Origin of the sequence: Bacillus cereus group sp. MG16 (genome assembly GCF_040459875.1) — a bacterium.
Taxonomy (GTDB): domain Bacteria; phylum Bacillota; class Bacilli; order Bacillales; family Bacillaceae_G; genus Bacillus_A; species Bacillus_A paranthracis.
Genome location: NZ_JARVHE010000001.1, coordinates 2,503,245 through 2,528,478 on the forward strand (window position 1 = coordinate 2,503,245; position 25,234 = coordinate 2,528,478).

Genomic DNA, 25,234 nt, shown 5'->3' on the forward strand with positions numbered 1-25,234 from the left:
GGGGCTTCATCCCCCACTGATTATCAGCCCTCACCAATCGGACTTTAACGGGCAGTTGATCCCCTACCTAAATTCTTTGCTTTCGCTAAATTTTGAGGTGGGGGTCTTACTGCCCGTTAAAGCGGGATAAAGTAATGAGAAGCAGATACAAGATGTATCTGCTTTTTTTATATTGAATTTGTGTCGTTAAGCCAATATAATTTCATTCACCGCACTGTAATATTTTAAATTATGGTACAATTCAAACAAAGGAAGGGGAGAAACATATGAACGTTATACGATTAAAAGAAGATAAATTTAGAGAAGCACTATGCTTATCAGAATACGCTTTTCAATATAAAGTTGAAGAGGATCGATTGCAGCAGCAACTTACAAGAATGAAGGAAAGTCATGAAGTATACGGTATTATGGAAGGTAATGACTTAGCTGCAAAACTACACCTTATTCCGTTTCATATATACATAGGAAAAGAAAAATTTAAAATGGGTGGCGTTGCAGGGGTAGCAACGTATCCAGAATACAGAAGAAGCGGATATGTGAAAGAATTACTTCAACATTCACTTCAAACGATGAAAAAAGACGGATATACAGTATCGATGTTACATCCATTTGCTGTTGCATTTTACCGTAAATATGGCTGGGAACTTTGTGCGAATCTTCTTGTATGTCATATGACAAAGAGTGATTTAGTTATGAAAAAACAAGTGATTGGTACTGTGAAACGTTTCAATAAAGAAAATCACTCAGAAGAAGTAGAGAAGCTTTATGAAACATTTGCAGAACGTTTTTCTGGTATGCTAGTTCGAAATGAAAAATGGTGGTTACAAGCAGTTTATGATGATTTAACATTAGCAATTTACTATGATGAAAATAAAACTGCAGCCGGCTATATGTTATATAAAATAGAAAACTATAAAATGACAGTAGATGAATTTGTTCCACTGCATAATGAAGCACGAAATGGTCTATGGAATTTTATTTGCCAACATGATTCTATGATTAAAGAACTTGAAATGACAGTAAGTGAAAACGAACAGTTGTTATATACATTGCAAGAACCACGTGTGAAAACAGAAATAAAACCATATTTTATGGGAAGAATTGTAGATGTAGAGCAGTTCTTAAAACAATATGAGTTGAACTGGAACAACGTACAGCAAGAAGTAATCTTACATATTACAGATTCATTTGCACCGTGGAATAATGTATCAGTGAGACTTGCAAATTATGAAATAACAATTATAGAAGAACCGATGGATAAAGGGATCAAGCTAGATATAAATGCACTATCTACAATATTGCTTGGATACAAACGCCCATTAGAACTAAATGAATTAGAATTAATTAGCGGAAGCGAAGAGGAAATACAAGCGTTTGAGAAAATAGTTCCGGTACGAGATGCATTTATTTATGATTTCTTTTAAAAAATAGGGCTGTCCAAAATCAAATTTTGGGACAGCTTTCTCTTTGGGCGTCGGTTTTTGTCGGTAAGTTGATATATCCTGAAAACCGCTGATGTAATTTTATTCACAAATAAGGGAATAAAATTACAACTATACGTAGTCACACACTTGACTTTTATTCCCTGTAATTTATAATTAAAAACGGAATGAACTTTCATTCCTGAAAATAGAGGTGGAAAAAATGGCTAAAAACAAACAAGAGGATATTTTTGATGCTGCGATGCAACTTTTTGCAGAGCGTGGTTACGATGGTACGACAATTCCAATGATCGCTGAAAAGGCAAAAGTCGGTGCGGGTACTATTTATCGCTATTTTGAAAATAAAGAGGCGCTTGTTAACTCATTATTTTCAAAAAGTATGTTACAGCTTTCTGAAATGATAAAAACGGATTTTCCTGTTGAAGCAAATATTCGTGAACAGTTTAGTCATACGTATAACCGTTTATTTGAATTTGCGAGAAACAATGTGGATGCTTTTTTATTTACAAATTCTCACTGCGATAGTTATTTTCTTGATGAGCAGAGTAAGAAAATATTTGACGATTTTATAGGCTTCTTTATGAATATTATTGAAGATGGAATCGCAAAAGGTTTTCTTCGTCCATTGCCTCCAGTTGCTTTAATTATTATTGTATATCAACCGTTAGAAAAATTAACGAAAGTAATTGCAACAGGGCAATTAGAATACTCGAAAGAGTTAGTAAAAGAATTGGAAGAAAGCTCTTGGAACGCTATTAGAATCATTTGATTCTATAGCTTTATAAGGACAGGAATGAATATTCATTCCTAAATATAGTTAAAAAATGAGAGTAGGAGAGGGTATTTGTGTAACTAAAGGAATGAACATTCATTCCGAAAAAGTAGTTTAATAGAGTTTATAAAACAATGTAATAGAGCAATAGGAATGAATGTTCATTCCGGAATGGTATTTTAAAAAGGTGGGAATGAATATTCATTCCGAAACTAACATGAAATTTTAATCGCGGGAGATGATGCAAATGAGCAAGCTGAGAAATTGGAGAAGTTTATCTTTTCTATTGTGGATAGTTATTACCATTACAATGATCGTTACGATGCCTAATATGGATAAATTAGTGAAAGAAAAAGGGCACATTACGATTCCTAATACAGAACAAAGTAGTATTGCTGACAAAATGATAAAAGAAATGAATAAAGACGGGACAGAAAAGTATGAGATTATAGCAGTTTTTAATAGTGGTAGTAAAACAACTTTAACGACTGAACAAAAAGAGGAAATAACAAAAACAATCAATGCTTTGCAAAATGAAAAAGAACAATTAGGAATTAAAGAAGTTGTTTCACATTTAGATAATAAAGAATTAGAGAAACAATTAGTTTCTAAAGATAATACGACTATTTTAACGCAAATATCGATAGATAAAAAACATGGTGAAATATCGAAAGTTTCAAATAATCTTCATAATAAAGTGAAAACGAAAGGGGTAAAAACGTACTTAACAGGAAGTGACTTAATCGCGGGTGATTTTCTTACATCTTCTCAAGAGGGAGTGAAAAAGACTGAAGTTATTTCAATTATTTTCATTCTTGTAATATTAATCATTGTATTCCGTTCACCTATTGTTCCCATTGTTTCTCTTCTTACTGTTGGGGTATCATATTTAGTTTCAATGGGGATTATTGCTCATTTAGTAGATCAATTTAATTTTCCATTTTCTAACTTTACACAAGTGTTTGTAGTTGTTGTCCTGTTTGGGGTTGGAACAGACTATAACATTTTATTATTTACGAGATTTAAAGAAGAATTAAGTAAACAAGAAAACGCATTTTTGGCTACGAAAGAAACATTTAAATCGGCAGGGAAAACCGTTTTATATAGCGGGATAGCAGTACTAATTGGTTTTGCATCTCTTGCTTTAGCGAGTTTTAAATTATATCAATCTACTTCAGCGGTAGCAATTGGTGTCGCAGTTTTATTACTAGTATTAACTACGTTAAATCCGTTTTTCATGGTGCTTTTAGGAAAAGGGATGTTTTATCCCGTTAAAACATTTAAAGGTCATGAAGACAGTCGTCTATGGGGATTCTTTGCGAAAAACTCAGTAGTGAGACCATTTGTAGCTTTAATTATTGTATTCGTGATATCGATTCCTTTCATATTAAAGTATTCTAATACACTTAATTACAACGATTTATTTGAAGTAGACAATAAATATGAGTCGAAAATGGGGATTAACGTAATAGAAGAACATTTTCCACCTGGTTTTTCTTCACTAAGTACGTTAGTCATTCAATCGAATAACAAGTTAGATGAGGCGAGTTCGCTTCAAACTTTAGATGAACTAACTGATAAGATTTTGAAAGTGAAAGGTGTTTCAGAAGTATATTCACCGACACGTCCAACTGGTGATAGGATTAAAGAACTATATATAAATAAACAAGCGGGTGAACTAAATACAGGTTTAGGGGATGCCAATGGTGGTATAAAGGAAATTAATGATGGATTAACTACTGCGAAAGATAAGATGGGTAATAAGGACTCAAATAGTCTTGCAAACGTTCAAAAGTTAATGGATGGAACAAATGAAGCGAAAAATGGTGTATCGGCATTAGGAACAGCTTTAAATCAACTATCTAATGGCATAAATGATGGAGCAAAAGGTGCGCAGCAAATTGAGAGTGGGTTAACTTCAGTAAATGAAAATATAAGTATATTATCTCATGCAGCTTCACAACTTCATGCTGGCTATACGCAGTTAGAAAAAGGTTTAAGTTCTTACGATCAATACTTCGAAAGTATTTCTCAAGCGGTTGACGGTGCGAAGAAAGGTTATGAACAAATTGAAATGTTAATGACCAATTTCATCCAAACGAAACCAGAATTAGCAAATGATCCTAACATTCTGCAGACGATAGGAATTGCTAAAGAGGCTCAAAAGCAATTAGGTGGGCTTTCAAATGAATTAAATCAATTAGCAACGCAACACAATGCGGCGATGGGATCATTTAAAGAAGCGAATCATTCGTTATTGAAAGTGGATAATGGCTTAAAAGAAATGAGCAACGGAGTTACTAAGTTACAAAAAGGAGCAGCTGATCTTAAAAATGGATTAAATGAAGGAGCAACAGGTTCAAAACAAATTGCGAACAAGTCATCTGAATTACAAACCGGATTAACGAAAATAAACGATGGGCAAGGCCAGCTATTAACCGGACTGAAAGACTTGCAAGAACAGATGGGGCAATTACAATCAGGACTATCTAAAAGTACAGAAGGCCTTGAAAAGGTAAGTAACGGCCTAGGGGATGCTCAGAAATATTTAGGAGAACTAAATGAATCAAAAAGCTCTGAGAAATTTTATATTCCAAAAGAAGTTTTGGAGGGAGAAGATTTCCAAAAAGCTTTGAATACGTACATGTCACATGATAGAAAGACTGCTAAAATGACAATCATTTTAGACGTAAATCCGTATTCAAAAGAAGCGATGCCAATTATTCAAGAAATCAATAAAACGATAGATGGTACTTTGAAGGGGACGGAATTAAATCATGCGAAAACAGCAATTGGAGGAACAACAGCTAGAAACGTTGATTTAAAAGAAGTAACAGGTCAAGATTTCTTACGTACAGCTACAATTATGTTAATTGGAATTGCGATCGTACTAATCGTCATTACACGTTCATTATTAAACACCATCTTTATTATTGGATCGTTACTATTAGCGTACTTTGCATCATTAGGGATAAGTGAACAAATTAGTACGCATGTTTTACATGTAGATTCATTAAGCTGGAATGTTCCGTTCTTCAGTTTCATAATGATAGTCGCTTTAGGAGTGGATTATAGTATTTTTGTAATGATGAGATACAATGAGTTAGAAGGGGACCCAGCGACGAAAATTGTAACTGCTTCTCGTCATATTGGAGGAGTCGTATTATCAGCAGCACTAATTTTAGGTGGTACATTTGCTGCATTGATCCCTTCAGGTGTATTAACGCTTATACAAGTAGCATCCGTTGTTGGTGTTGCACTGTTACTGTTAGCTATTATTGTGATGCCAATATTGTTACCTGCTTTAATAGGATTAACGAGTAAAATGAAGAATTATGCAAAGAAATTAAGTGAAAGGAAATAAAAGAATCCACTTTTAAAAGTAACTGGTTCCGTTATAGGATAGAAAATATAAAATAACACACAAATTAGGGATGCAAAGTCACATATGATTTTGCATCCTTTTTTACTGTTATTATAGTGTTTAAGCACTTATATATAGTTAAATTGCAAGGGAAGAGAAAAAGAAAACAGTAAAAAATACCAGCGCAACGATTGGGGATTCCTGACAAAGTATTTGATTTAAAAGATATAATTTACTTTAGATAGTTCACTCTGGTGGACTATCTTTTTTTAAAGGTAAATGGAAAATTTATGTTAAAATAATGATAGAGATTGTGAAAAAATGTTCTTAAGTTAACGATTAGGCTAATTTAAGAAGGATTTTTTAAAGGAAATGTTGAATATCGTATTTTGAAGGAGTGATTGCAGTGGAGTAAGTAATTTTTTTAATCTTGGTTAAATACTTTGAAGGAAGGGATTTATAACTATGAATACAAAACTAATAATAGTAGAAGGTTTACCTGGATTCGGAAAATCGACCACTGCAAAGCTAATAAATGAAATTCTAAACCAAAATAAAATTGAAGTGGAACTATTTTTAGAGGGGAATTTGAACCACCCCGCCGACTATGATGGTGTATCTTGTTTTAATAAATTTGAATTCGATAGATTAGTATCTAACAGTGGAGATTTTAAAGAAGTTCTTCTTAAAAGAGTTTTAAAAAAAGGAAGCAATTATTTATTACCATACAGAAAGATAAAAAATGAGTTTGGTGACCAGTTTTCGGACGAATTATTTAACGATATTTCAAGAAACGATATATATGAATTACCATTTGATAAAAATGTTGAATTAATTACTGACAAATGGCATGATTTTGCTGAAATTGCTCTAGAAGATGATAAGGTTTATATTTTTGAATGTTGTTTCATACAAAATCCATTAACGATTGGGATGATTAAATACGGTGAACAAAAAGAAAAAATAATAAATTATGTAATGAAAGTTGCAAAAATCATAGAGAATTTAAATCCAATGTTATTCTATGTAGAACAAGATGATCTTGAATTTTCATTTAGGAAGGCATTAAAAGAAAGAAATCCAGAATGGTCCACAGGAATTGTCGACTATTACACGAATCAGGGCTATGGGAAAGAACATAACCATTCAGGGGTAGAAGGAGCGATAAAAGTTCTTGAAGCTAGAAGGAATTTAGAGTTAGAAATATTCAATATGTTAAAAATGAAAAAAGAAAAAATCAATAATACAAAATATGAAATTGACTCATATAGATCAATGTTAAAAGATAAATTAACAATACAAATGGTGAAATAGCTTTTTACACTAACTGGTGCTTTAGTTGGAGAAAGAAATAAAAACGCTCAGAATATTTTCTGAGCGTTTTAGTTTGCTATTTATAATGGGAAATGCATACAAATTATTGTATTATTTCAATTGATAAACATAATGCTCCAATTATAAATGTTTTTTCAAAATGAATCCTCTTTAAAACGTGTATGTAACTTTAATATAATTAAAAACAAAGGTTTTATTCGAGTTTGGAAAGAAAGGAATAGCAATCAACCGTTGCTATTCATCCAGCTTCTACTATATAATAGCTATAGTCTACAATAATTGAGTCGTAATATGCGATTTTTTAAGACAATCGGTGAGAAAACGCTGAAATAAGCGGTATTAGTAGGAGGACACAAATGATTACAGTAAGTAACGTTAGTTTGCGTTTCGCGGATCGCAAATTGTTTGAATCCTCTTTAAAACCTATATAAATCCAGTTATAACAACCTCTAGTTTGCGGTTCTGCTTTATTGAATCGTAAACTGGGGGTTTTTTTAATGGTTAAAAAAAGTAAAACGAAAAGAAATTTCAGATTGTCTATGGAAGAATTAGATGTTCTCGGAGAATTGGAAGCAGCCGAGGAATATATCGAGAGTTGGGAGGAGGCTTTTGAATTTTTTCATAAAGCGGGCATTTTAAAAGGATTGAGGGAAGCGACTTTATTTCACTATCAAGCCCAATTGAAATCACTTTTAAGGGCATTACCTGTTGGAATTAAGCCATACGAGGTAACGAAAGAACATATAGAGGATGCTATTGTATTCTGTAAAGAAAAAAGAAATTTGCAGCCTTCAACAATCAACATTGTAATTAGGGCAAACAAAACATTTTTTAAATTTCTATTTGAGAACAAACACATTCCCATAAATCCAATAAAAGATATTAAAAAATTAAAGGCTCGTACAAAAGAAGTTGAAGTCCTTACACCAAAACAACTTAAAACTTTACTTTCTAAGGTAGACAAAAAAACTTGGAATGGCGTTAGAGATTATGCCATTTTATTAGTTTTAATAGAGACAGGATTAAGACAAAATGAAATATTGAACCTTAGCGTATTAGATGTAGTATGGGAACAAGATTTACTATTAGTGAAACACACTAAAACTTTTCATCAAAGAAAAGTACCGATTACAGATAATACTAAAAACGCACTAAAGCGATGGTTACTAATCAGAGGGGAAGTACATACAAAAAGATTATTTTGCGGAATATCGGGAAGTGCTTTTACAAGTAGTGGATTAAGACAAATGATTTATAAGTACGCTAAACTAGCAAACATTCAATCTAGATGTAGTCCTCATATTTTTAGACATACATTTGCATCCATATATTTAAGGAACGGTGGGGATTTATTTTCATTACAACAAATAATGGGGCATAGCGATATTACGATGACAAGGAGATACACGCATTTTATGTTTGACGATATAACAGAATTACATAAAAAATACAGTCCATTAAGGAAATTAAGAGATTAATTAAAAAGAAAAAAGCCTCCAACCGCCATTGGAGACTCAAAACTACAAACATCGAAACTAAATAACGGACAAGCCGTATCAGTCCGACCATCTACTTTGCAGTATATCGAAAAAATTCGAAGATTGCAAGGCGTCTTTAGTAATGTCTTTTTTGGGTACTGATGCGGCAAGTCAAAAAGCGGAAGCCGTACCGCTATAAAAACGTAAAAGGATAGCTAGACCGCCGCAAACACTAGCGCTACACGTTTAACGTAATTCCGTTCCCTTGCGTGTGTAGGTCTAGTGGGTAGCGCACATAATCGGCTAGGGTGGTGTTTGTTGCGATTACGATCGCAGGAATCAACGAAAGATATCGCATACAGGGGCAAACTTGTATGTAGAAAGTCGTTGAGTACGGAAGTACACGGGCAGGAACGGCAAGTACTAGAAACCTCGTTATGCGTGACATGACGCTAGTTTGATCCGCTTCTCTATTCGCATTTACTGCGAGTAGGGAACGAACTCGCGCCTATTTCCTGTTATCGTTCCATTCTGCTAGTAAGTGCGTCACCGATTGTAAATAGTATAAATTCGGTATTTAGCGTCACTAGCGGAAGTTAGTTGAATATCGGAGGAAAAACAGACGCTTAGAAGAGGTGGAAGACTTACGTATGGAAAGCAGACTTAATATAAGACAGTACGCAAATAAAGGCGAAGACATAAACGCGAAGACATAAACGCAACATTAAACAGACTAGCGCTATTAGGGGGAGAGCTAGCAACCTAACAAAATAAACTACCCCAAAACGATAAAAATGAACTTCGTTGCTATAAGAAACACAAAATTTCCATTTAGGAGGTGCTTCAAAACCTTAGCTTGATGGGCATGTGCATGTGCATGTGTATGGTAAAATGAGGTATACACTTTAGGAAGGAGATTATAAATCTTGAAACCTTTTGAATATGAACATAAAAATGGCGGTAGTGTTATCTTGACTATGAAGAACATTAATAAAACCATTTTTAACTATTATGTAAATGATGAATTAAAAGCAACGGGAACAAGAAAAGAAATAGCCGAAAAGATGAATACAAAAATCAATCTTGTCACGAAAAATGTGTACAAGACTAGAAATAATCCTAATAAGGCGATTAAGTACATTTAAAAATAGTAAAGGTAGGGGAATAGGATGAACTTCACAAACAAGGTAACAGAATACGACATGTTAAAAGTAATGGATATTGTAGAAGGTAAAAATGAGATAAAAAGAATCATAACACAAGATGAATTTAGAGATGTTATGTTGTGTCCTCATGATATGGAAAAAGCTATTTTTGATTATAGCGTAAATAATGAAGCTATTGCTAACGGAACTATGAAAGAAATTATTTCAAAAGCAAATATTTCAGAAGAAAAATTTTTACAGTTGTTAGATTACGAAAATGACTATGAAAATGAACTTCTTTATTTAGAAGAATATGATAAGGGAATGTTTTACTTTAAAACGGAAGATATGAAGTACCCGTATGTTGGTCATGTAGATGATTTAGCCGTATTTCTTATTGATAAGTTAGGTAAGGAAGAAACAATTAAATTGTTTAGCAGCGTGAAAGAAAACATATTCAAAGATGAAGAAGAACTAGAAAATGTGATTATTGAGGACTACGAAAAAGATTGTGAAGTATACACATTAGAAAACGATACGATTCACATATTAGGTTATGGTGCTGAAATTTTCAGAGATGTTCCGTTTGCTTATGAAAATTTAATAGAAGATAATTCGGAATTGTTATACACATATTCATTACTAGAAAAAACTGTATATGAAGATAATGATTGTGAGCATGAAGAACTATGCGAAAAATGTGGTAACTGTTTAAATTGTGAACATGGCTTTTTAGATGGTGATGATTCATATACTTGTTGTTGCTCTGATGAGGAAGAAGTAATATGCCCGACATGTGAAGCGTGTGTAAAGTGCGCTTGCAATTGTAGTAAAGAATAATAGAAAGGATGATATTACATGAAGATAAAAATTAAAATAAAAAAGGGGCGAAAACCTTCCGCAATTCTATTAATAGTTGCGTTCGTACTTTTGATAGTTACGAAGATAATAGGGAACGTCATTATAGGGGGACTGGCGGTAGTATTCGGATTAGCCGTAGTCGCATCGGTTATTACTGCTAGGATTGGCGACTTTATGCGGAAGAGAAAAGGAGAAGAGGACGTATAAAGGTTCGGAAAAAGACGGAGGAATTATACTATGAAAAATAAGCGCAAAGAAACGTTATTCATTGTATTCGCATTTTTATTTATGACCGCAGCGAAAGTATTCGGTAATCTATACATAGCAGCTTTCGGTGTTGCATTCGGATTATCGGTAGGTTTGGCGTTTGTTACTGCGATGATTGGTGATTTTGTACGCAAGAGGAAAGAAGAGGGGGACGCGTGAAGGATTGATTTAATAAAGATCGTGGCGGAATAATACATAAAGGGTAATATCGAAGTGCGTTACGTATGGGAAGTTGAGTGTCCTTTGTGAAATCTACTATTAATATATAATGAATTAACATAGGGTGATTAATATGCATTAAACAACACTGGGGGAATTACTATGAAGTCATTGAAGAAAGTAGTTTTATTAGGGGTGGCGACAACGTCAATCTTTAGTGCTTGCTCTACAAAAGAAAAAGTGGGCTATGAGCCGTATAAGAAACACGAATCTGTTGAAACTGCGCAAGGAGAAGAGGAAACGTCCAATCCGACTAAGGTCGAGAAGGTTGAAAAAGAACCTGTGAAGGATGAGAAGCCGCAACAAGTGGAGGAATCAACGAAGGAAGATTCGGAGGTTAACGACAGACGTCCGTATTATAAAGATGCGAATAACGATGCACCAACCGTGTCACTAGAACAGTATGACGGCATCAAGGTCGGAATGTCTGCGAACAAAGTCAAAGAGATAGCGGGAACACCTAGATTCATCGAGAAATATAAGTCGTTCTCTATCTACGGATATCTAGGGCATGATGGAGAAGGTTCGATGACTATAACGTTTAATCCTGATGGAAGTGTAACGAAGAAAGCGCAAGACGGTCTTAGAAATACTGCGGTTAAAGATGCGAAAGCTAACGAAGACCGTGCAACAGGTAATCCTAAACCTGCTACGAAATCTAGTACTAAAATTCCGAACGATTATTGCGGACACGGACACGATGAAACGAAGGAACTAGCGCACGACTGCGAAAAGATTATTGATAAAGAGGCTCATAGAAGACATCTGGAGCAACAGGAAAGAGAATATGAAGAACAACAACGTGAGGAAGCGAAGAAATACCAATCTGAAATGACGGAAGAAGATAAGTCGAGAATTCTACGTCAAGAAAAGCGCTGGAATACGCCTAGCGGTGGTATTGGCGATAAGTGGCAAGATGAATTAAAAGAAATGGAAGAGCAAGAAGCGAAGAAGGGTGCGCAACAATAACACATTACAACAGGCGGTGGGAACTGATTTTTTGTGACTGGCGGAATAGGAGGAGGATGTATAATGGACGTAATTTCAGAATGGACTAATCATCATATGAGCATTAGGGGAAGAAAGGATTTAGTTTCCTCTGATGAAATGTGGCGTAAAAAGTTTATAAATTTGCAAAATAACAAAGGTGATTTAGAAATTGTTAAACCAAATACTTTGCTATTCAGGGTCCATATTGGTGGAAATGATGAGCCAGATTATGATGATTATGATGATCGGGGAGAAAATCAAAACGAGGAGTATGCGCATGATTATAATAACTGGCTAGATGAGAGCAATGTTGAGCGTATTCGTTTTGATAATCATTGGGTATCATTTACAAAAAGTGTAGATGTTATTGGCTCAAATTATTTTGGTCAAAATGGACGTAGTGGATTTGTTATAGTGATTTCTTCTGATAAGGCAATTGATATTTCTTCTTTGGGAACTAGGGGATTTGATGAGCAAGAAGTTGTTGCTCCAATGGATAGAAAAACACTAAGAGAAATATTGACTTTCAAAGACTTCATAAAGAAGTATGGTACTGGAAATTCTGATTATGAAAAAAGAGAAAAAATATAGACTAAAAATCCCCTTAATGTCAAGCTCCGCGTAATTAGGAGGACGCACGTGTTCCGAATTAAGGTGAAAATTAAGAAGGGACGGAAACCGTCTATTATATTATTAACGTTGGGCTTATTCGCGTTGTGGCTGCTGAATGTATCGGACAACTTTTACATAAAACTATTCTCGGTGCTATTCGCTTTATCTGTCATAGCCACATAGCTTACGGAAACGGCGTTACGCAGTCGAGATAAAATAAGAGAATATAACAACAATAATAATAGATGATAGTAATGGGCGATGTGTAACGGCATTGTCTCTTTATGCGCATTTCTTCGTTAATATCCATTGTAAAACTCGGCTACTTGTTTATTAGTAGCTATTTCTAAATTAGGTAAAAGTAGCAACGCCTTAACACGCTCTAATACTTCTATACGTCCTACGTGTTTTTCTCGTAACCTCTCGTCGATAGTAAACGCATATGGATTTGTTTGTAAGTGTGTTGTCATTTTAATCTCTCTTTTTAAGTATATTCATCCCTATAAGTGCACTGATTTTTTTCTTTTGGTACGCATTTACAAAAAAGGCTATAGAGGTAGTCAAAAAAGTAGCAGGGACTCTGTTTTAATGGTATATTTTAGGTATACGATAAGGAGAAGGATAAAACCTAACTTTTCAGTCATCATGATACTTTATATTTCTCTTAACAAAGAGAGGAGCATCAAAATGAGATTTTCGGAAAAATTTGAATTAGAGAATCAAAATCAATCTAATTTTGCATTTGTTAATATACGTGTGGATAGGGATAATAGGCTGTGCGAGACGTTCGTAATTGAAAAGATTACGCACCATCTTGAAACGTTGAAATGTAAATAACACCCACAACGAATTAAGATTGTAGAACTCTTAACTTGAGAAGTGGAATGATAGAGTAACGTCTTGAAACGCTTCCCCTAATACTCCGACATGCGCCTTCTAGTTTTGCGACATAAGAAGGGGTCTGAAGCTCGGTGAAGTCATCTGAAAAATTACCGAAGTACCTATTTTAACAGGCAACCGAAAAGGATCTCAGAGGTGAGTCCCGTAGTTGATAGGGTGGGGGTCACAAAAAATTAGATATGGTGAGAATGAATAAAATGGTATTCTGACGAACTTCCGAATGTACGGGTCGAATATTCGCATACCAGAAATGGTATGGGAAACGAAAGTTTCTATGTCCAGTGGTGGATACGTTATAGCCTGGAAAAACCACCATGCAATGTTACAGGCATTGGATAGGGCATCGGCTTAAAGGAAGCATCTAAGTCTAAAATTGATAAAGTTAAGGGAACGTCGAAAGCTAATGATGTGGAGAGCGCAAACTCTATGAAACAGTAAGGAGGAAACGGTATACCGAGGGAACTTCTTTTAACATTAGTGAGAGTAGTGGTAGGAGCAAAGAAGGTTCTGTAATGGAACTGGAGCAATAGCCACAAGTCGACTCTTTAAAAGTCATATAACCTCAATCGCTCATGGAATTCTCGTATGACTTAAAAGGTCACGAGCCAAGATTGGAGCGTGATAAAACATGAAAAGGTCTAGAAAAGAGGGACTAAAGGATAACTCGCTTAGACATTCTGAATACTACGGTATGCAGGAATCACAAGACGAGTTATATGCCAAAAGTCTAAATGGAGGAAACTTCAAGCAGTTAATGAAAGTCATAACCTCTGAAAGTAATATTCTTTTAGCGTTTAGAAATATTAAACGCAATTCAGGAAGTATCACAGAGGGGATTGATGGAGTTACTATCAAGGATGTTGAGAAACTCAGTCAAGAAGATTTCATCAAAATTGTTCAAAAAAGATTTTCTAACTATACCCCACGAAAAGTGCGACGCGTAGAGATACCAAAGCCTAATGGGAAAACGAGACCACTCGGAATTCCATCAATGTGGGATAGAATTGCGCAACAATGTATAAAACAAGTACTTGAACCTATATGCGAGGCAAAATTCAACAAACACAGTCACGGTTTCCGTCCAAATCGAAGCCCTGAAACAGCTATGGCAGATGCAACCTTGAGGGTGAATCGAAGTCATATGCAATATGTAGTTAATGTAGACATACAAGGATTTTTCGATGAAGTTAATCACAAAAAACTCATGCGTCAACTATGGACTATGGGAATACGAGATAAACAACTTCTTGTAATCATCCGAAAAATGTTAAAAGCCCCAATAGTACTGCCCAATGGTGAAATGCAATATCCAAACAAAGGTACACCACAAGGTGGAATATTAAGTCCATTATTAGCCAATATCAATCTAAATGAATTCGATTGGTGGATAACAAATCAATGGGAAGACAGGTTGTTAAAGGAATTGTCATTAACCATTAAAAAGGGCGGACATGTTGACAAGTACCCACATTACAGTAAAATGCGCAAAACAACGGCTTTGAAAGAAATGTATATTGTTCGATATGCAGATGACTTCAAAATCTTCACCGCTACGAAATCGAATGCACAAAAAATCTTTAAAGCATGTGAGATGTGGTTGCAAGAACGCCTAAAACTACCAATTTCGAAGGAAAAGTCAAAAATCACAAATCTCCGTAAGGAAAGTAGTGAATTTCTTGGTTTTGAAATCAAAATGGTAAAAAAGGGAAGTAAGTTAATTGCAAGAACACACATATCAAACAAAACCAAAAAGAAAATCCAAAAACAATTTGAAGATCAAATCGCTGTAATTCAAAGAAGTAAAAATGAGGGACTAAAGAATAAAGCTATTGTTCGCTACAACTCTATGGTAATTGGCACACATAATTACTATGAGATTGCGACCGAGGTTAATAGGGATTTAGCAAGCATCCATAAACACCTAAATATAAGGATTTACAACAGATTACATGTTAATAGGAAAGGGAAGTACAAAGGGAAAGATAAAGGAATTAAAAGATACATGAAATCAGCAATGGTTCGATATCTAAATGATATTCCTATTCTACCACTAGCGTATATCAAGCACAAAAGCCCCAAAAATAAGGATACAAAAATCAATAAGTATACACCACAAGGTAGAGAATTGATACATAAAAATCAATCTGCAGTGCCTGAATGGAAAATACAATGGTTAAGAGAACACCCTGTCATTAGTCAACGAGCAACTGTTGAATATAATGACAACCGAATCTCTCTATTTGTAGCCCAACATGGCAAATGTGCAATTACTTCCGAGGAACTAATACTATCAGACATGCAATGTCACCATAAAACACCTTGGAAATATACGCAAGATGATAGTTATAAGAACCTAATCCTAATATGTAGAGATGTACACACATTAATCCATGCAACATCGCCTGATGTGATCGGAGGTCTAATGGAGAAGTTGAAGCTAAACGAAGGACAACTCATTAAGCTAAATAAACTTAGAAAACAAGCGAAAAATGAAATGTTAGAAATCAATTGACAAACAAAACATTAACAAAAGTAATAAACCTTTAGATTGAGGAAACACAAAGACATTAAACAGTCGATGGAACGCCGTGTGCGGTGAAAGTCGCACGCACGGTGTGGGGCGGGGGAAAAATTGGAGATAACATCAAAGATTTACCTATCGCACCCGAAATGGGTAGGCGCTACCCCAGAGGGAAATATCCTTTGGGATGCGTCACATTTTTCTAGACCCTACGCGTATAGCTGCTGAAGATGGAGAGTGGTTTGAAAGGTGTAGCGTGATTATTCAAGATTTCTTTAATACAATATTCGATTTGTATAATGAGGGTCGAACTGAAGAGGCTAGGGCGCATTTTCAATCTTCGGGAGAGTCCAATGAACTCTTTTTAGGTTATACTGAAGGTTTTCCAAGAGGGAATGGAAATTCAGAAGAGTCATTAGCAAAGGTTTTTGATTTTGTTGATATGCAAGGATTACTAGAGGATGTAATTGTCGGAAGATTAGAAGATTTTTACGTGTTCGTTCCAGATTTCGGTAGAGATTTATTGTCAGATTTAGTAGCTAGTTTAATAAAAGCGGAACTAGTTTCTTTTACGCAAGAACAATGTGAAATTCACAACATTGATTTATCAGTTGAATTTGAGTTTCAGTATTGGGACAATATAAACCATAGATGGGAGACTGCAATAGAAAGGCTACCTGCCCATGAGGGGTACCCGATAGTTCTTATACCAAAAGAAACTCTTGTTGATAAATATTTATACGGTCCAAAGAGGTATTGGACTCAGGTTGTTAGTATATGGAGGCAACACAGACATCGAGACGAAGAGAGTGAATTACATCAAAATCGCTCAAATCATGAAGAGTTTGCTTCTAAAAAAGAGATTGCCCGATCAGAAATTAAGGAGCAAGGTATCACAGAAAAACAATATCTAGTTAATATGACAAGAGAGAATCCTGGTATGATTGTTAGATTCCGCGATAATATTAACAATACTCAAAGAGGGACTAATTCTAATAAAATGAGTGATGAAGAATTAGAGCGATTTATTGAAGCCTCTTATGAATTGGTATAATTTAATAGAATTGTAGTACCGCATAGTCGGTAATTGATATAAGGGTTACGCTGAGAAGGCGTAGCTCTTTTTATATACGTAAAGTAACGGGAATTTACGGTATGTAAACTACCTGATAATGTAATAGAAAGTAGCTGAATCCCTTGCGAGAGTAAAGTTTACGGTGGTTTACGTGTAATGAAAATAGTTACATTTATTTACGTATATACGACCTCATAGGGATTGGTACACTTCGCTACATTTCGGTAGTGATCGATAGTGATTTATGATAGGTTGCGAGTAGTGAGCGTTGTACATCGATACATATGTGTGGTACTTCCTGTAGATTCGTAGTTATCGCTATACATCAGCAGATCACTATATAGAGGATGCCTTTCCAAACTCATAAGGTTATTATCTACGCGCACCTGATCGAAAAACCTCGTAATTTTATTTAATTTATGTTCGTGATCGTATGCAATTCGTGGAGTCGTAGAGGTCTAAGGATTCGAATGATCTTCGCTAGGGCTTCGTGAGATATCTGTGCATACAAAAAAGACAACGCCACTCAAAGCGATGCCTCGTACTCTTTTACCTTCTTATAGAATGTCGCCTTCTTCATATTGACCGCTGCCATAAACTCGACTGCCATGATCTTCTTCGCTTTCCAATCGCTATACAATCGATCCCAGTCCGCAGGAAGCTCCATAACAGGGCGTCCGAGGTGTTTTCCTTTTTCCTTTGCTGCGTCGATGCCTTCACGTTGACGATCCTTTATCGTTCTACGCTCCTGCTCGGCGATTGACGTATAAACTTCGATGATAATGTTATTAATCATTTCGATCACCCAGTCTTGCCCCGCAGGAACGTCCGTCATTGTCGTAGGAAGGTCGATAATTTTAACGCGAATCTTTTCTTTCTTAAAGTATTCTAAGTACTCTTTGATCTGTTGTTTATTACGCCCTAGTCGGTCAATGGATTTGATGTACAATGTATCGCCTGCGCGCATCGCTTTAAGCATATTCTGAAAGCCCTCGCGATCCATATCCTTTCCGCTTGCCTTATCGGTATAGATATATTTCTCATCTGTTACATACGGCTGCACCGCTTTATATTGTCGATCTAAGTTCTGACTATTCGATGATACTCTCAGATATGCAAAATTAATTGTCATAATGAAAACCCCGTTTCTTTTTATCATTAACCTAAATATACATTTTGTGTCTGTAAAGGTCAATTATTTAATAGACGTACACAAAGGTTTATTTTTGGTTATTAATAGACTTATATCTGATCGTTTTCTCAGTGTCTACAAACGTGTACCTTTTTAGACCATTACCCACGACGTACACTTATATAACAATAGCCCGCTATATGTTTCGTTTTATACCACATCGCCATACCACTCGACCAATAGCCCGATACCATTGCCCCGATATAGATAGGCGCATATAGGTCGGGTTATACGTGCTTGTACAGGCGCTCATACGTTCTCGTGTAATACGATTGTATTCGGATAACGGAGAAGTGTAGTACAAGGCTAGCAAAAGCCTGAGAATGAACGTTATACATTAACACCACGTATACTCACACCGTATGACTACGCTGCGGCGTACCACACTACTTCGCATCATATCGTACTGGATCGTGAGTAGCAGGATCAGGATCGTTCTTGTTTGATCTTCTTATTTAATTGTTGCGATTGAATTGTTATTCATTTCATTCATTGATCTTCTTCGTTGTCTTCTTCTAATGATTAAAGTCTTTGATTGATTCGTTCGCTCGCTCTTCTTCTCGTTGAGTTCGATTGCAATTCGTTTCTTCTTTCTTCTTCGCAGTGAATCGAATTAATGTTCGTGATTTAATTTGAATTAATGTTTCTTTCTTTGTGTTTCTTTTCGTGAATCTTTCTTGATCGTGAAACTTCGAAACTTCTTTTAAAGGCTCTCTCGCTTGCTGCTAAACGCTGAGAATGTCGAAGGTGTTACGTTGTCCCAAACTTTCCGAAACGCTCAGACCCTCCAAGCCCGCGGCGGCAGCCTCGTACGCAACTGCTAAAACCTAGCGAGCACCATTTTTAACCCATAGGGTTACTTTCCACGTAGCAGATAATGAAGACTTTTTACCCAATCCCCTACGAATATCGAAAATTACGATCATATAAAAATTTCTGTGCTGATTTTTGAAACAGGGGGTTCACCTGATAATGAAAGAGTTTGCGTTTATGTACGTGTAAGGATATCCGCAGCCTGTACGAATTGCATACGAAGTCACCCGAAATATGTAAAGGGTGGCGTCTATGTTTACGTAAGTACGGTGACAATGCGGACAAATACGCATCACTTGACCGAAAATGATTGGGTCATCGCGTATATATTAACGTCAGGATGGCGGCGTATATTATTTAAATGTCTTTTACGCTCTATCACGATCTTATTAATGTCTATATTGCTGCGTAAAATCACTGTAAGAATTCGCTCTTTGAATTCGATACAGAAATATTATTTTTATAATAACGTCTTTTTAATAACGTCTTTATTACGTAAGATACATCACACTAACGAACAGTGACTAATCCAACTAACGAACAGTGATTAATCAAACGAACATGAAAGGAGAGTGCTTATTATGGCACTAACAGAAGAGCAACGACAGGCACAAAAGGATAGCCGATCGAGAAAGAAAGAGATGGTCAAGGATCTAGAATCGATCACGAAGAAGTACGACGAGCAACCATTCTATGATAAGCACGAAAAAACGGAGAGTGGGTTCATCAAAGTGCCGAGGAATATCATGCACTACATGAACTTGCAGCCGTACGGATTCACGACAGAAACGATATTTCTATATCAAGTCATCATTCAATATACGGCAAAAGACACTAAATATGCTTATCCATCTCAATATGAGCTGGCAAACCTACTAAAGAAAACGACATCGACGGTTAAAAGGCATATTGCACTACTGAAAAAAGTCGGACTTATCCGCGTCGAACGCGCCAATAAAACGAATTCCAATCGCTATGTACCGTTAGCGCCATTAACAGAAGCGGAACTACTGCAACGCTACCCACTCGCAAAAGAGTACCATGACGAATTCGAACGAAACATGACCGAATTTAGCGCGTCGGAAACTGAACGAATGAGGAAGTATCGAAAAGAAAAGGGGCGAATGTAAATGACTAAACTAATAAACATAAGAGGCGAAGAGGTACGAATGGAAGAGCTTACGAGGGGCTGCGAAATTCCGTCTACTATACCTCTAGAGTTGTTAACTTTACTTAAGCGATTGGGCAACGATAGCGGCGAAGTTAAAGGTGTAGCACAGTCGGTAATGACTAAAATGCTGTCTATCAGTAGTCAAAGTATATTGGATTCACTGGGCTATCCGATATTCACCGTCATATATACGTTAGAAAAAGCGAAGATAATCGAGCGGACAGGAATGATCGAGGGGACACAGAGTTACGCCATTCTATTCGATCGTGTAAATGAGATTTCAAATTACATTAATGAAAAACGAATTAAACGCGAAAAGCAAGAAAAGGCACGTCGGGAAGAATACGAGATACGAAAGTCTGATACGTTTTTCTAGGAGTGAGAGCGACGTTCACGATCTCAGCAATCGGAATTATGAGACAAACAAAAACAAACGGAGGTAGTACAAATGCAAATGACACACATCGAAAATAAATCAAGAGCACAACGAACAAGCGAATTATCCGAGGTTATCGCTGAGGGTCGTAGGAAATACGGCGAGCATCACATTATCGTCAATTCGGGTACGGAATTGCACCCGAATTGGATCGCCATACCGCAAACACCAAAGGGAGCTGCGGGCATAAAAACGCCTGACATATTCGATCCTTCGTGGTATCGAAACGACGCTAATGATAACGCCTAGGGGAGCGGTTAAGTTGGTGCAAAAATACATAGGCGATCCGCGCTTAGATTAGAGTTGGACGAAATTCGGAAACTAGCTAATCGGCGTATCAAGAAAAGGAACGCGAGAAAGGAGGTGATGAATAATTTCACATATCACAAGGGTAATAAAAAGAAATACAAAAAATTTGTATAGAATATACAATTAAATAGTAAATAGAACTACATATATATTGAGAAGAAGATTTTCCTTTTCTCCCTCTGAGTTCCTCTTTTCGTAGTGTCAGCCGTAGATTATTCTCGATCTGCGGTAATGGCACATTGATAAATTAACAAATATATCGCACTTGGCGCGGAAACGTCTTATTAAAAATAACGACCTGATGCGCGTAAATAATCGTTTACTTCTTCTTATAAGCTCGATTACACTGGCGGGTTTACCCGCTCTTTTTTAATCTCACATGTATAAAATACACGAAACAAGGAGGCGAAACGTAATGTACAACCACCCGTCATATAATGCGTCAGTCCTTGCGTTAATCTTAAAGCTCGCACAGATTACGCAATTCGACCTAGCGAATCTATTAGGAACGACACAGGCGAGCATATCACGCTATATATCAGGCGATCAAAAGTTACCATCAGAGAAAGCTGAACTTCTTACTCAGATCATCGGCGAACATAATCTATTTTTATTACAAACGTTCGACGGCAGTATGATCGCCATAAGCAACGATCTACAAAAACGACTAAAAACGAAAGAAGGCGATTAATATGCGCCCGTTACTAGTGGCTGATATGTATGAGCTGCGGGGTAAATCCTTCTTAGTTGCTTACCTCTATAGAGATGGCACATTACTGACTCAGGTCATATTGCTTTTAGAAGAGAAGCCGCTAGCCGAGAAACTACGAGAAATTGTATGTGTAAACTGTGAGGACTTTCCTAGTTTTGACGTATGGACAAGCACAGAAGATATATACCTTGCGTGTTTAGGCGAACCCGATATTATGGGACACTATAAAACGCAGGAAGATACGAGCGAAACGCTTAGATGTTTCGAAGACGAGCGGACACAAACCGCTTTAATAGATGTTTACGAATTAAAAGATCCGAACGAAATAATACAAATAAAATCAATAACAAAGTGGCGCACAGTATTAATCGAATGGCTGCGTAAGGGTATCAAACTACTAGAGGGAAATACGAAAGGGGAAACGAAAGATGGAATGGAAACTATACGATGAATTCACAGTACAAAACGATAAGGCAAACGAGTTTATCGCAGGTTATCGAGGGAAGGTACAAACTGCGAAAGAGGCAGTAACGTCCGCTACAAAGGCGTATGAAGCGATTCTCCAAAAAGAATTTGCGGGTGAAAAAGTAGCGACGCAAAAGAAAGCAGTGCTAGCAGATATCGAAAAGGCTCAGGCTGCGTTGAAAGTCGCCGAGGGCGAGTACAGTAAAGCGAATGATTATGCGATGGCGAATCTAGCAGGTACGATCACACTCGACGACCTTGCTAGTGACTGGCGAAAGAACTTCGTACCAACCTTACGAAAAGAGAAGGTCGATCCACTGCGTCAGAAGGCGGAACAAGGACTAAAGGATTACTTCGCGGCAGTCTTAGAAATATTACGCATCGAAAGCGAAAATAAATGGGCAGTCGAGTTTATGAATGAGCGCTTTAGAAGTCGAAAAGGCGCTAGACCGATCATGCAGAATGCGGCAGGTATCGGCGATATTCCTGTACCGCCAAATGATAGCGATTGGAATAATATCTTGAAGTATAAACAAATACCTGCGAGATTCAAGAGCTAAGCGATATTTAAAGGTAAATCGCCTATTAATATAGATAAAAACAATGTGAAGTCGCCAATAATCGGGCGGCTTTTTCTAATTCTAAGGGGGAAATAAAAATGGTAAAAACTTATTCTAATGAACTAATCGGTGTCAAAGAAAGCGTAACAGACGAGATGTTATTACTAAATCCGCTACAAACACCTATGCTCGACTTACTCGGTTTCGGTGATCCAGTAACTAACGTAGAACACGTATGGTTCGAAGATGAAATGTTTGCGCAGGATGGTATCGCAGCGAACGAAGCGTCGGCAGAAGCAACGACGATTACAGTCGAAGACGCAGAAGCATTCCGACCGAATCAAGTTATCCGTAACGGCGAAGAGTTAGTCTTAGTAGCTAAAGTCGAAGGCGAAACGTTAACGGTATTACGTGGATATGCGGACACAACTGCGGAAACTGTAGAAACTGGCGCAACTTTAGAAGTTATGTTTGTAGAAGGTTCGGAAGGTGCAGACGCTCGTGACGCTCGTTACAAGCCTCGTAATCGTGTATCGAATCTGATGCAGATTTTCGACGAGACAGTCGAGTTAACAGGTACGGCGCAGGCAATCGCGCAATACGGCATTGATAGTGCGTTCGAACAGGAAAAACAAAAGAAACAATTAGAACTAGCGTTACAACTAGAAAAAGCGGTAATCAACGGAGTTCGCTACGAGCGAGGAAATACGCGTATGATGCGCGGTATTCGTTCGTTTATCAAAACAAATGTTATCAAAGCAGAAGGCGCAGAGATCACAGACGAGCACCTGATCGAAGCATTCCGCGCAATCTTCGAGAAAAGCGGATCTACTGTGAGCGGTAATTACAAGATCATCGCGGGAGCTACGCAAAAGATCGCTATCTCAGCTTTCAATAACGCGCAGATTCGTCTAGATCGTTTAGACAATGGTCGAGGTCAAGTCGTAGATCATTACATGAGTGACTTCGGCGCTGCTGAGATCTTATTAAATAAAAACATCCCTGCGGGAGAAATCCTGATCGTAGATGCGAATCGCTTATCTATTAGACCGCTAAGAGGTCGCGAATTCTCTCACCAGTTTTTAGGACTAAAAGGCGATTACATGCAAGGAATGTTAGTCGGCGAGTACACACTAGAAATGCTACAAGAAGCGGCTCACGCTAAGATTATGGGCTTATCGACTAGAATGAAATAATCGAAATTAATCGACTAGGGCTTCGGCTCTAGTCGCTTTTTATGCGTAAACGATATAGATCGGTAACGAATGGAATCGCATCTTTCAGCATTACGGGCGTCGACAGTGTGTTACAATTAATCGAAGCGGAAAGCGAGGATCTCCAATTGACTGGACGTGTGATTGGACAGTTTAAGAAGGTTGTATAAAAAGGGAGATGGCGCAAAGATGGCGAAATCAAAAGAGAATGATTTAACGGAAAAACTCGTGGAAGGTCGGAGCAAATACGGTGACGGTAACTTCACGGTACAGAACATTGGCGAGGAAAATAACCCGAACTGGATCATCGTAAAAAATGCGAAGAAAGGATCGGCAGGCATTCGCGAAGAGGAAGAATTAAGACTGCGATCAAAATATATAAAATAGTGCGGAAATGGGCGAGGTCTTAACGGACTTCGCTCTCTTTTTTGTGCGCAGCGAGACAATATTCGAAAATAAGTCGCCGAGATTAACGATTTGAGGCGATTAGATTTAATGTGATGAACAGTTATGCGCCTATATGCGTTCTATACCGATTTAAATAGATTAAGAGAAGGGCGAAAGTGAGGTCGTGGTAGATTTGCTACAACTTTTTTTATTTTTATGTGATATATTTAGAAGATGAAATTTAATTATTTGAATAATAGGAATATTACGCAAGTTGCGTAATTGAAGGGGGAATAATATATGAAGATTGAAGAATTGATAAAGTCGTTAAAAGAAAGTAGCGCTAAGGAAATTGGAAAAGAAATTGGTATATGTGATAAAAGGTTGTTAAGAGGGTTAAAAAACGCGAGGTATGAATATAGTAAAAAAAGTGGCGTAGGTTGGCATTTTACAGGACAAGGAGAGGCGCCTTTAAAAGCAGATATCCGAGAATTTATAGCGGTTTCCGATGATACGAAGGTAGAAACTACGGATGATGTACTTACAAAAAAAGACGTAAGTGGATTACTGAAAATGCTAAGCGAATGGGATACGACTAAAAACGCAGTTAATACGCTCATGCAACAAAAGGAAAAGATTTCGGCACAGAGGAAAACTAATCCGATTCATTCGTTGCATGAACGCATTAGAGAAAGTGGATCGAAAGGAAAGGTTAGCAGGACGGTGAATATCGGCAAGGAGATATGTTCGAAATTAGGTACAATCGAAGATGAGTATCGTTTAAATCGTGATGAAATTGTAGAGATTGCGCTCTATGAATTCTTCGAGAAGTATAAGGTGTAATATCGGTGAGAGGGGCGTAAGATTTTATAAACTGTGTCTTTTTTGGATATAATGGTAGCAATTCTTGTGATTATATATGTATTTAGCGCCTTAAATTGTTAATGGATTTTAAAGGATATTAATAAATAATTCTTTAAAAAGAGCAATAAAA

At 36.7% G+C, this 25,234-nt stretch carries 26 protein-coding genes; 24 read left to right on the forward strand and 2 right to left on the reverse strand.

What is annotated here, in order from left to right:
- The first annotated feature begins 266 nt into the window (after nucleotides 1-266).
- From QCI73_RS12815 to QCI73_RS12865, 11 genes are all read left to right on the forward strand, one after another.
- The gene (locus tag QCI73_RS12815; protein WP_353823057.1) at nucleotides 267-1,424 is read left to right on the forward strand and encodes a GNAT family N-acetyltransferase; all 1,158 of its coding nucleotides are present in this window, start codon (nucleotides 267-269) and stop codon (nucleotides 1,422-1,424) included.
- A 220-nt stretch (nucleotides 1,425-1,644) separates the two neighbouring features.
- The gene (locus tag QCI73_RS12820; protein WP_087955971.1) at nucleotides 1,645-2,211 is read left to right on the forward strand and encodes a TetR/AcrR family transcriptional regulator; all 567 of its coding nucleotides are present in this window, start codon (nucleotides 1,645-1,647) and stop codon (nucleotides 2,209-2,211) included.
- A gap of 250 nt (nucleotides 2,212-2,461) precedes the next feature.
- Nucleotides 2,462-5,578 (forward strand): MMPL family transporter, encoded by a 3,117-nt coding sequence (locus QCI73_RS12825; RefSeq protein ID WP_353823058.1) that lies wholly within the window; start codon nucleotides 2,462-2,464, stop codon nucleotides 5,576-5,578.
- A 465-nt stretch (nucleotides 5,579-6,043) separates the two neighbouring features.
- Nucleotides 6,044-6,892, forward strand: coding sequence for a P-loop NTPase family protein (locus QCI73_RS12830; protein WP_353823059.1), 849 nt, complete (start codon nucleotides 6,044-6,046; stop codon nucleotides 6,890-6,892).
- Between the two features lie 518 nt (nucleotides 6,893-7,410).
- Nucleotides 7,411-8,391 carry a tyrosine-type recombinase/integrase gene (locus QCI73_RS12835; RefSeq protein WP_353823060.1) on the forward strand — a complete coding sequence of 327 codons (981 nt, stop codon included), beginning with the start codon at nucleotides 7,411-7,413 and terminating at the stop codon, nucleotides 8,389-8,391.
- Nucleotides 8,392-9,317: 926 nt separating this feature from the next.
- Complete coding sequence (locus QCI73_RS12840) at nucleotides 9,318-9,536, forward strand: hypothetical protein (protein WP_353823061.1); 219 nt, start codon at nucleotides 9,318-9,320, stop codon at nucleotides 9,534-9,536.
- A gap of 24 nt (nucleotides 9,537-9,560) precedes the next feature.
- Nucleotides 9,561-10,376 (forward strand): hypothetical protein, encoded by an 816-nt coding sequence (locus QCI73_RS12845; RefSeq protein WP_353823062.1) that lies wholly within the window; start codon nucleotides 9,561-9,563, stop codon nucleotides 10,374-10,376.
- Between the two features lie 18 nt (nucleotides 10,377-10,394).
- Nucleotides 10,395-10,604 (forward strand): hypothetical protein, encoded by a 210-nt coding sequence (locus QCI73_RS12850; protein ID WP_353823063.1) that lies wholly within the window; start codon nucleotides 10,395-10,397, stop codon nucleotides 10,602-10,604.
- Between the two features lie 30 nt (nucleotides 10,605-10,634).
- Nucleotides 10,635-10,823, forward strand: a complete 189-nt coding sequence (locus QCI73_RS12855; protein WP_353823064.1) for a hypothetical protein — start codon at nucleotides 10,635-10,637, stop codon at nucleotides 10,821-10,823.
- A 162-nt stretch (nucleotides 10,824-10,985) separates the two neighbouring features.
- Nucleotides 10,986-11,852: a hypothetical protein gene (locus QCI73_RS12860; RefSeq protein ID WP_353823065.1), complete on the forward strand. Its 867-nt coding sequence runs from the start codon at nucleotides 10,986-10,988 to the stop codon at nucleotides 11,850-11,852.
- 63 nt (nucleotides 11,853-11,915) lie between these two features.
- Nucleotides 11,916-12,464 (forward strand): hypothetical protein, encoded by a 549-nt coding sequence (locus tag QCI73_RS12865; RefSeq protein ID WP_353823066.1) that lies wholly within the window; start codon nucleotides 11,916-11,918, stop codon nucleotides 12,462-12,464.
- A 320-nt stretch (nucleotides 12,465-12,784) separates the two neighbouring features.
- Here QCI73_RS12865 and QCI73_RS12870 read toward each other — a convergent pair whose 3' ends face one another.
- Entirely contained in the window at nucleotides 12,785-12,955 is a 171-nt protein-coding gene (locus QCI73_RS12870) for a hypothetical protein (RefSeq protein WP_353824139.1), read from the reverse strand.
- Between the two features lie 217 nt (nucleotides 12,956-13,172).
- On the opposite strand from QCI73_RS12870, the gene QCI73_RS12875 reads away from it, so the two are divergent.
- From QCI73_RS12875 to QCI73_RS12885, 3 genes are all read left to right on the forward strand, one after another.
- On the forward strand, nucleotides 13,173-13,322 hold the full coding sequence (locus QCI73_RS12875; protein ID WP_353823067.1) for a hypothetical protein: 150 nt from the start codon (nucleotides 13,173-13,175) through the stop codon (nucleotides 13,320-13,322).
- Nucleotides 13,323-14,013: 691 nt separating this feature from the next.
- A complete protein-coding gene (gene ltrA / locus QCI73_RS12880; RefSeq protein ID WP_000830948.1) occupies nucleotides 14,014-15,897 on the forward strand; it encodes a group II intron reverse transcriptase/maturase in 1,884 nt (627 codons plus the stop codon).
- Between the two features lie 196 nt (nucleotides 15,898-16,093).
- Nucleotides 16,094-16,960 carry a hypothetical protein gene (locus QCI73_RS12885; RefSeq protein ID WP_353823068.1) on the forward strand — a complete coding sequence of 289 codons (867 nt, stop codon included), beginning with the start codon at nucleotides 16,094-16,096 and terminating at the stop codon, nucleotides 16,958-16,960.
- Nucleotides 16,961-17,507: 547 nt separating this feature from the next.
- On the opposite strand, the gene QCI73_RS12890 is transcribed toward QCI73_RS12885, so the two are convergent.
- Nucleotides 17,508-18,113: a recombinase family protein gene (locus tag QCI73_RS12890; RefSeq protein ID WP_353823069.1), complete on the reverse strand. Its 606-nt coding sequence runs from the start codon at nucleotides 18,111-18,113 to the stop codon at nucleotides 17,508-17,510.
- Between the two features lie 1,619 nt (nucleotides 18,114-19,732).
- Here QCI73_RS12890 and QCI73_RS12895 point away from each other — a divergent pair.
- The 10 genes from QCI73_RS12895 (at nucleotide 19,733) to QCI73_RS12940 (ending at nucleotide 25,083) form a co-directional block, all read left to right on the forward strand.
- Nucleotides 19,733-20,116: a helix-turn-helix domain-containing protein gene (locus QCI73_RS12895; protein ID WP_353823070.1), complete on the forward strand. Its 384-nt coding sequence runs from the start codon at nucleotides 19,733-19,735 to the stop codon at nucleotides 20,114-20,116.
- The gene (locus tag QCI73_RS12900; RefSeq protein ID WP_353823071.1) at nucleotides 20,117-20,533 is read left to right on the forward strand and encodes a hypothetical protein; all 417 of its coding nucleotides are present in this window, start codon (nucleotides 20,117-20,119) and stop codon (nucleotides 20,531-20,533) included. It begins immediately after the preceding gene.
- 72 nt (nucleotides 20,534-20,605) lie between these two features.
- Nucleotides 20,606-20,842 (forward strand): DUF4148 domain-containing protein, encoded by a 237-nt coding sequence (locus QCI73_RS12905; protein ID WP_353823072.1) that lies wholly within the window; start codon nucleotides 20,606-20,608, stop codon nucleotides 20,840-20,842.
- A 475-nt stretch (nucleotides 20,843-21,317) separates the two neighbouring features.
- Nucleotides 21,318-21,593 carry a helix-turn-helix domain-containing protein gene (locus tag QCI73_RS12910; RefSeq protein ID WP_002172411.1) on the forward strand — a complete coding sequence of 92 codons (276 nt, stop codon included), beginning with the start codon at nucleotides 21,318-21,320 and terminating at the stop codon, nucleotides 21,591-21,593.
- Nucleotide 21,594: 1 nt separating this feature from the next.
- Nucleotides 21,595-22,065, forward strand: a complete 471-nt coding sequence (locus QCI73_RS12915) for a hypothetical protein (protein ID WP_353823073.1) — start codon at nucleotides 21,595-21,597, stop codon at nucleotides 22,063-22,065.
- Nucleotides 22,043-22,639, forward strand: a complete 597-nt coding sequence (locus tag QCI73_RS12920) for a hypothetical protein (RefSeq protein WP_353823074.1) — start codon at nucleotides 22,043-22,045, stop codon at nucleotides 22,637-22,639. The genes QCI73_RS12915 and QCI73_RS12920 overlap by 23 nt, the downstream gene beginning before the upstream one ends.
- A 98-nt stretch (nucleotides 22,640-22,737) precedes the next feature.
- A complete protein-coding gene (locus QCI73_RS12925; protein ID WP_353823075.1) occupies nucleotides 22,738-23,835 on the forward strand; it encodes an SU10 major capsid protein in 1,098 nt (365 codons plus the stop codon).
- A 41-nt stretch (nucleotides 23,836-23,876) separates the two neighbouring features.
- Complete coding sequence (locus tag QCI73_RS12930) at nucleotides 23,877-24,023, forward strand: hypothetical protein (protein ID WP_176546643.1); 147 nt, start codon at nucleotides 23,877-23,879, stop codon at nucleotides 24,021-24,023.
- A gap of 19 nt (nucleotides 24,024-24,042) precedes the next feature.
- Nucleotides 24,043-24,240 (forward strand): cytoplasmic protein, encoded by a 198-nt coding sequence (locus QCI73_RS12935; protein ID WP_098686110.1) that lies wholly within the window; start codon nucleotides 24,043-24,045, stop codon nucleotides 24,238-24,240.
- A 300-nt stretch (nucleotides 24,241-24,540) separates the two neighbouring features.
- Nucleotides 24,541-25,083: a CopG family transcriptional regulator gene (locus QCI73_RS12940; RefSeq protein ID WP_353823076.1), complete on the forward strand. Its 543-nt coding sequence runs from the start codon at nucleotides 24,541-24,543 to the stop codon at nucleotides 25,081-25,083.
- The last annotated feature ends 151 nt before the right edge of the window (nucleotides 25,084-25,234 follow it).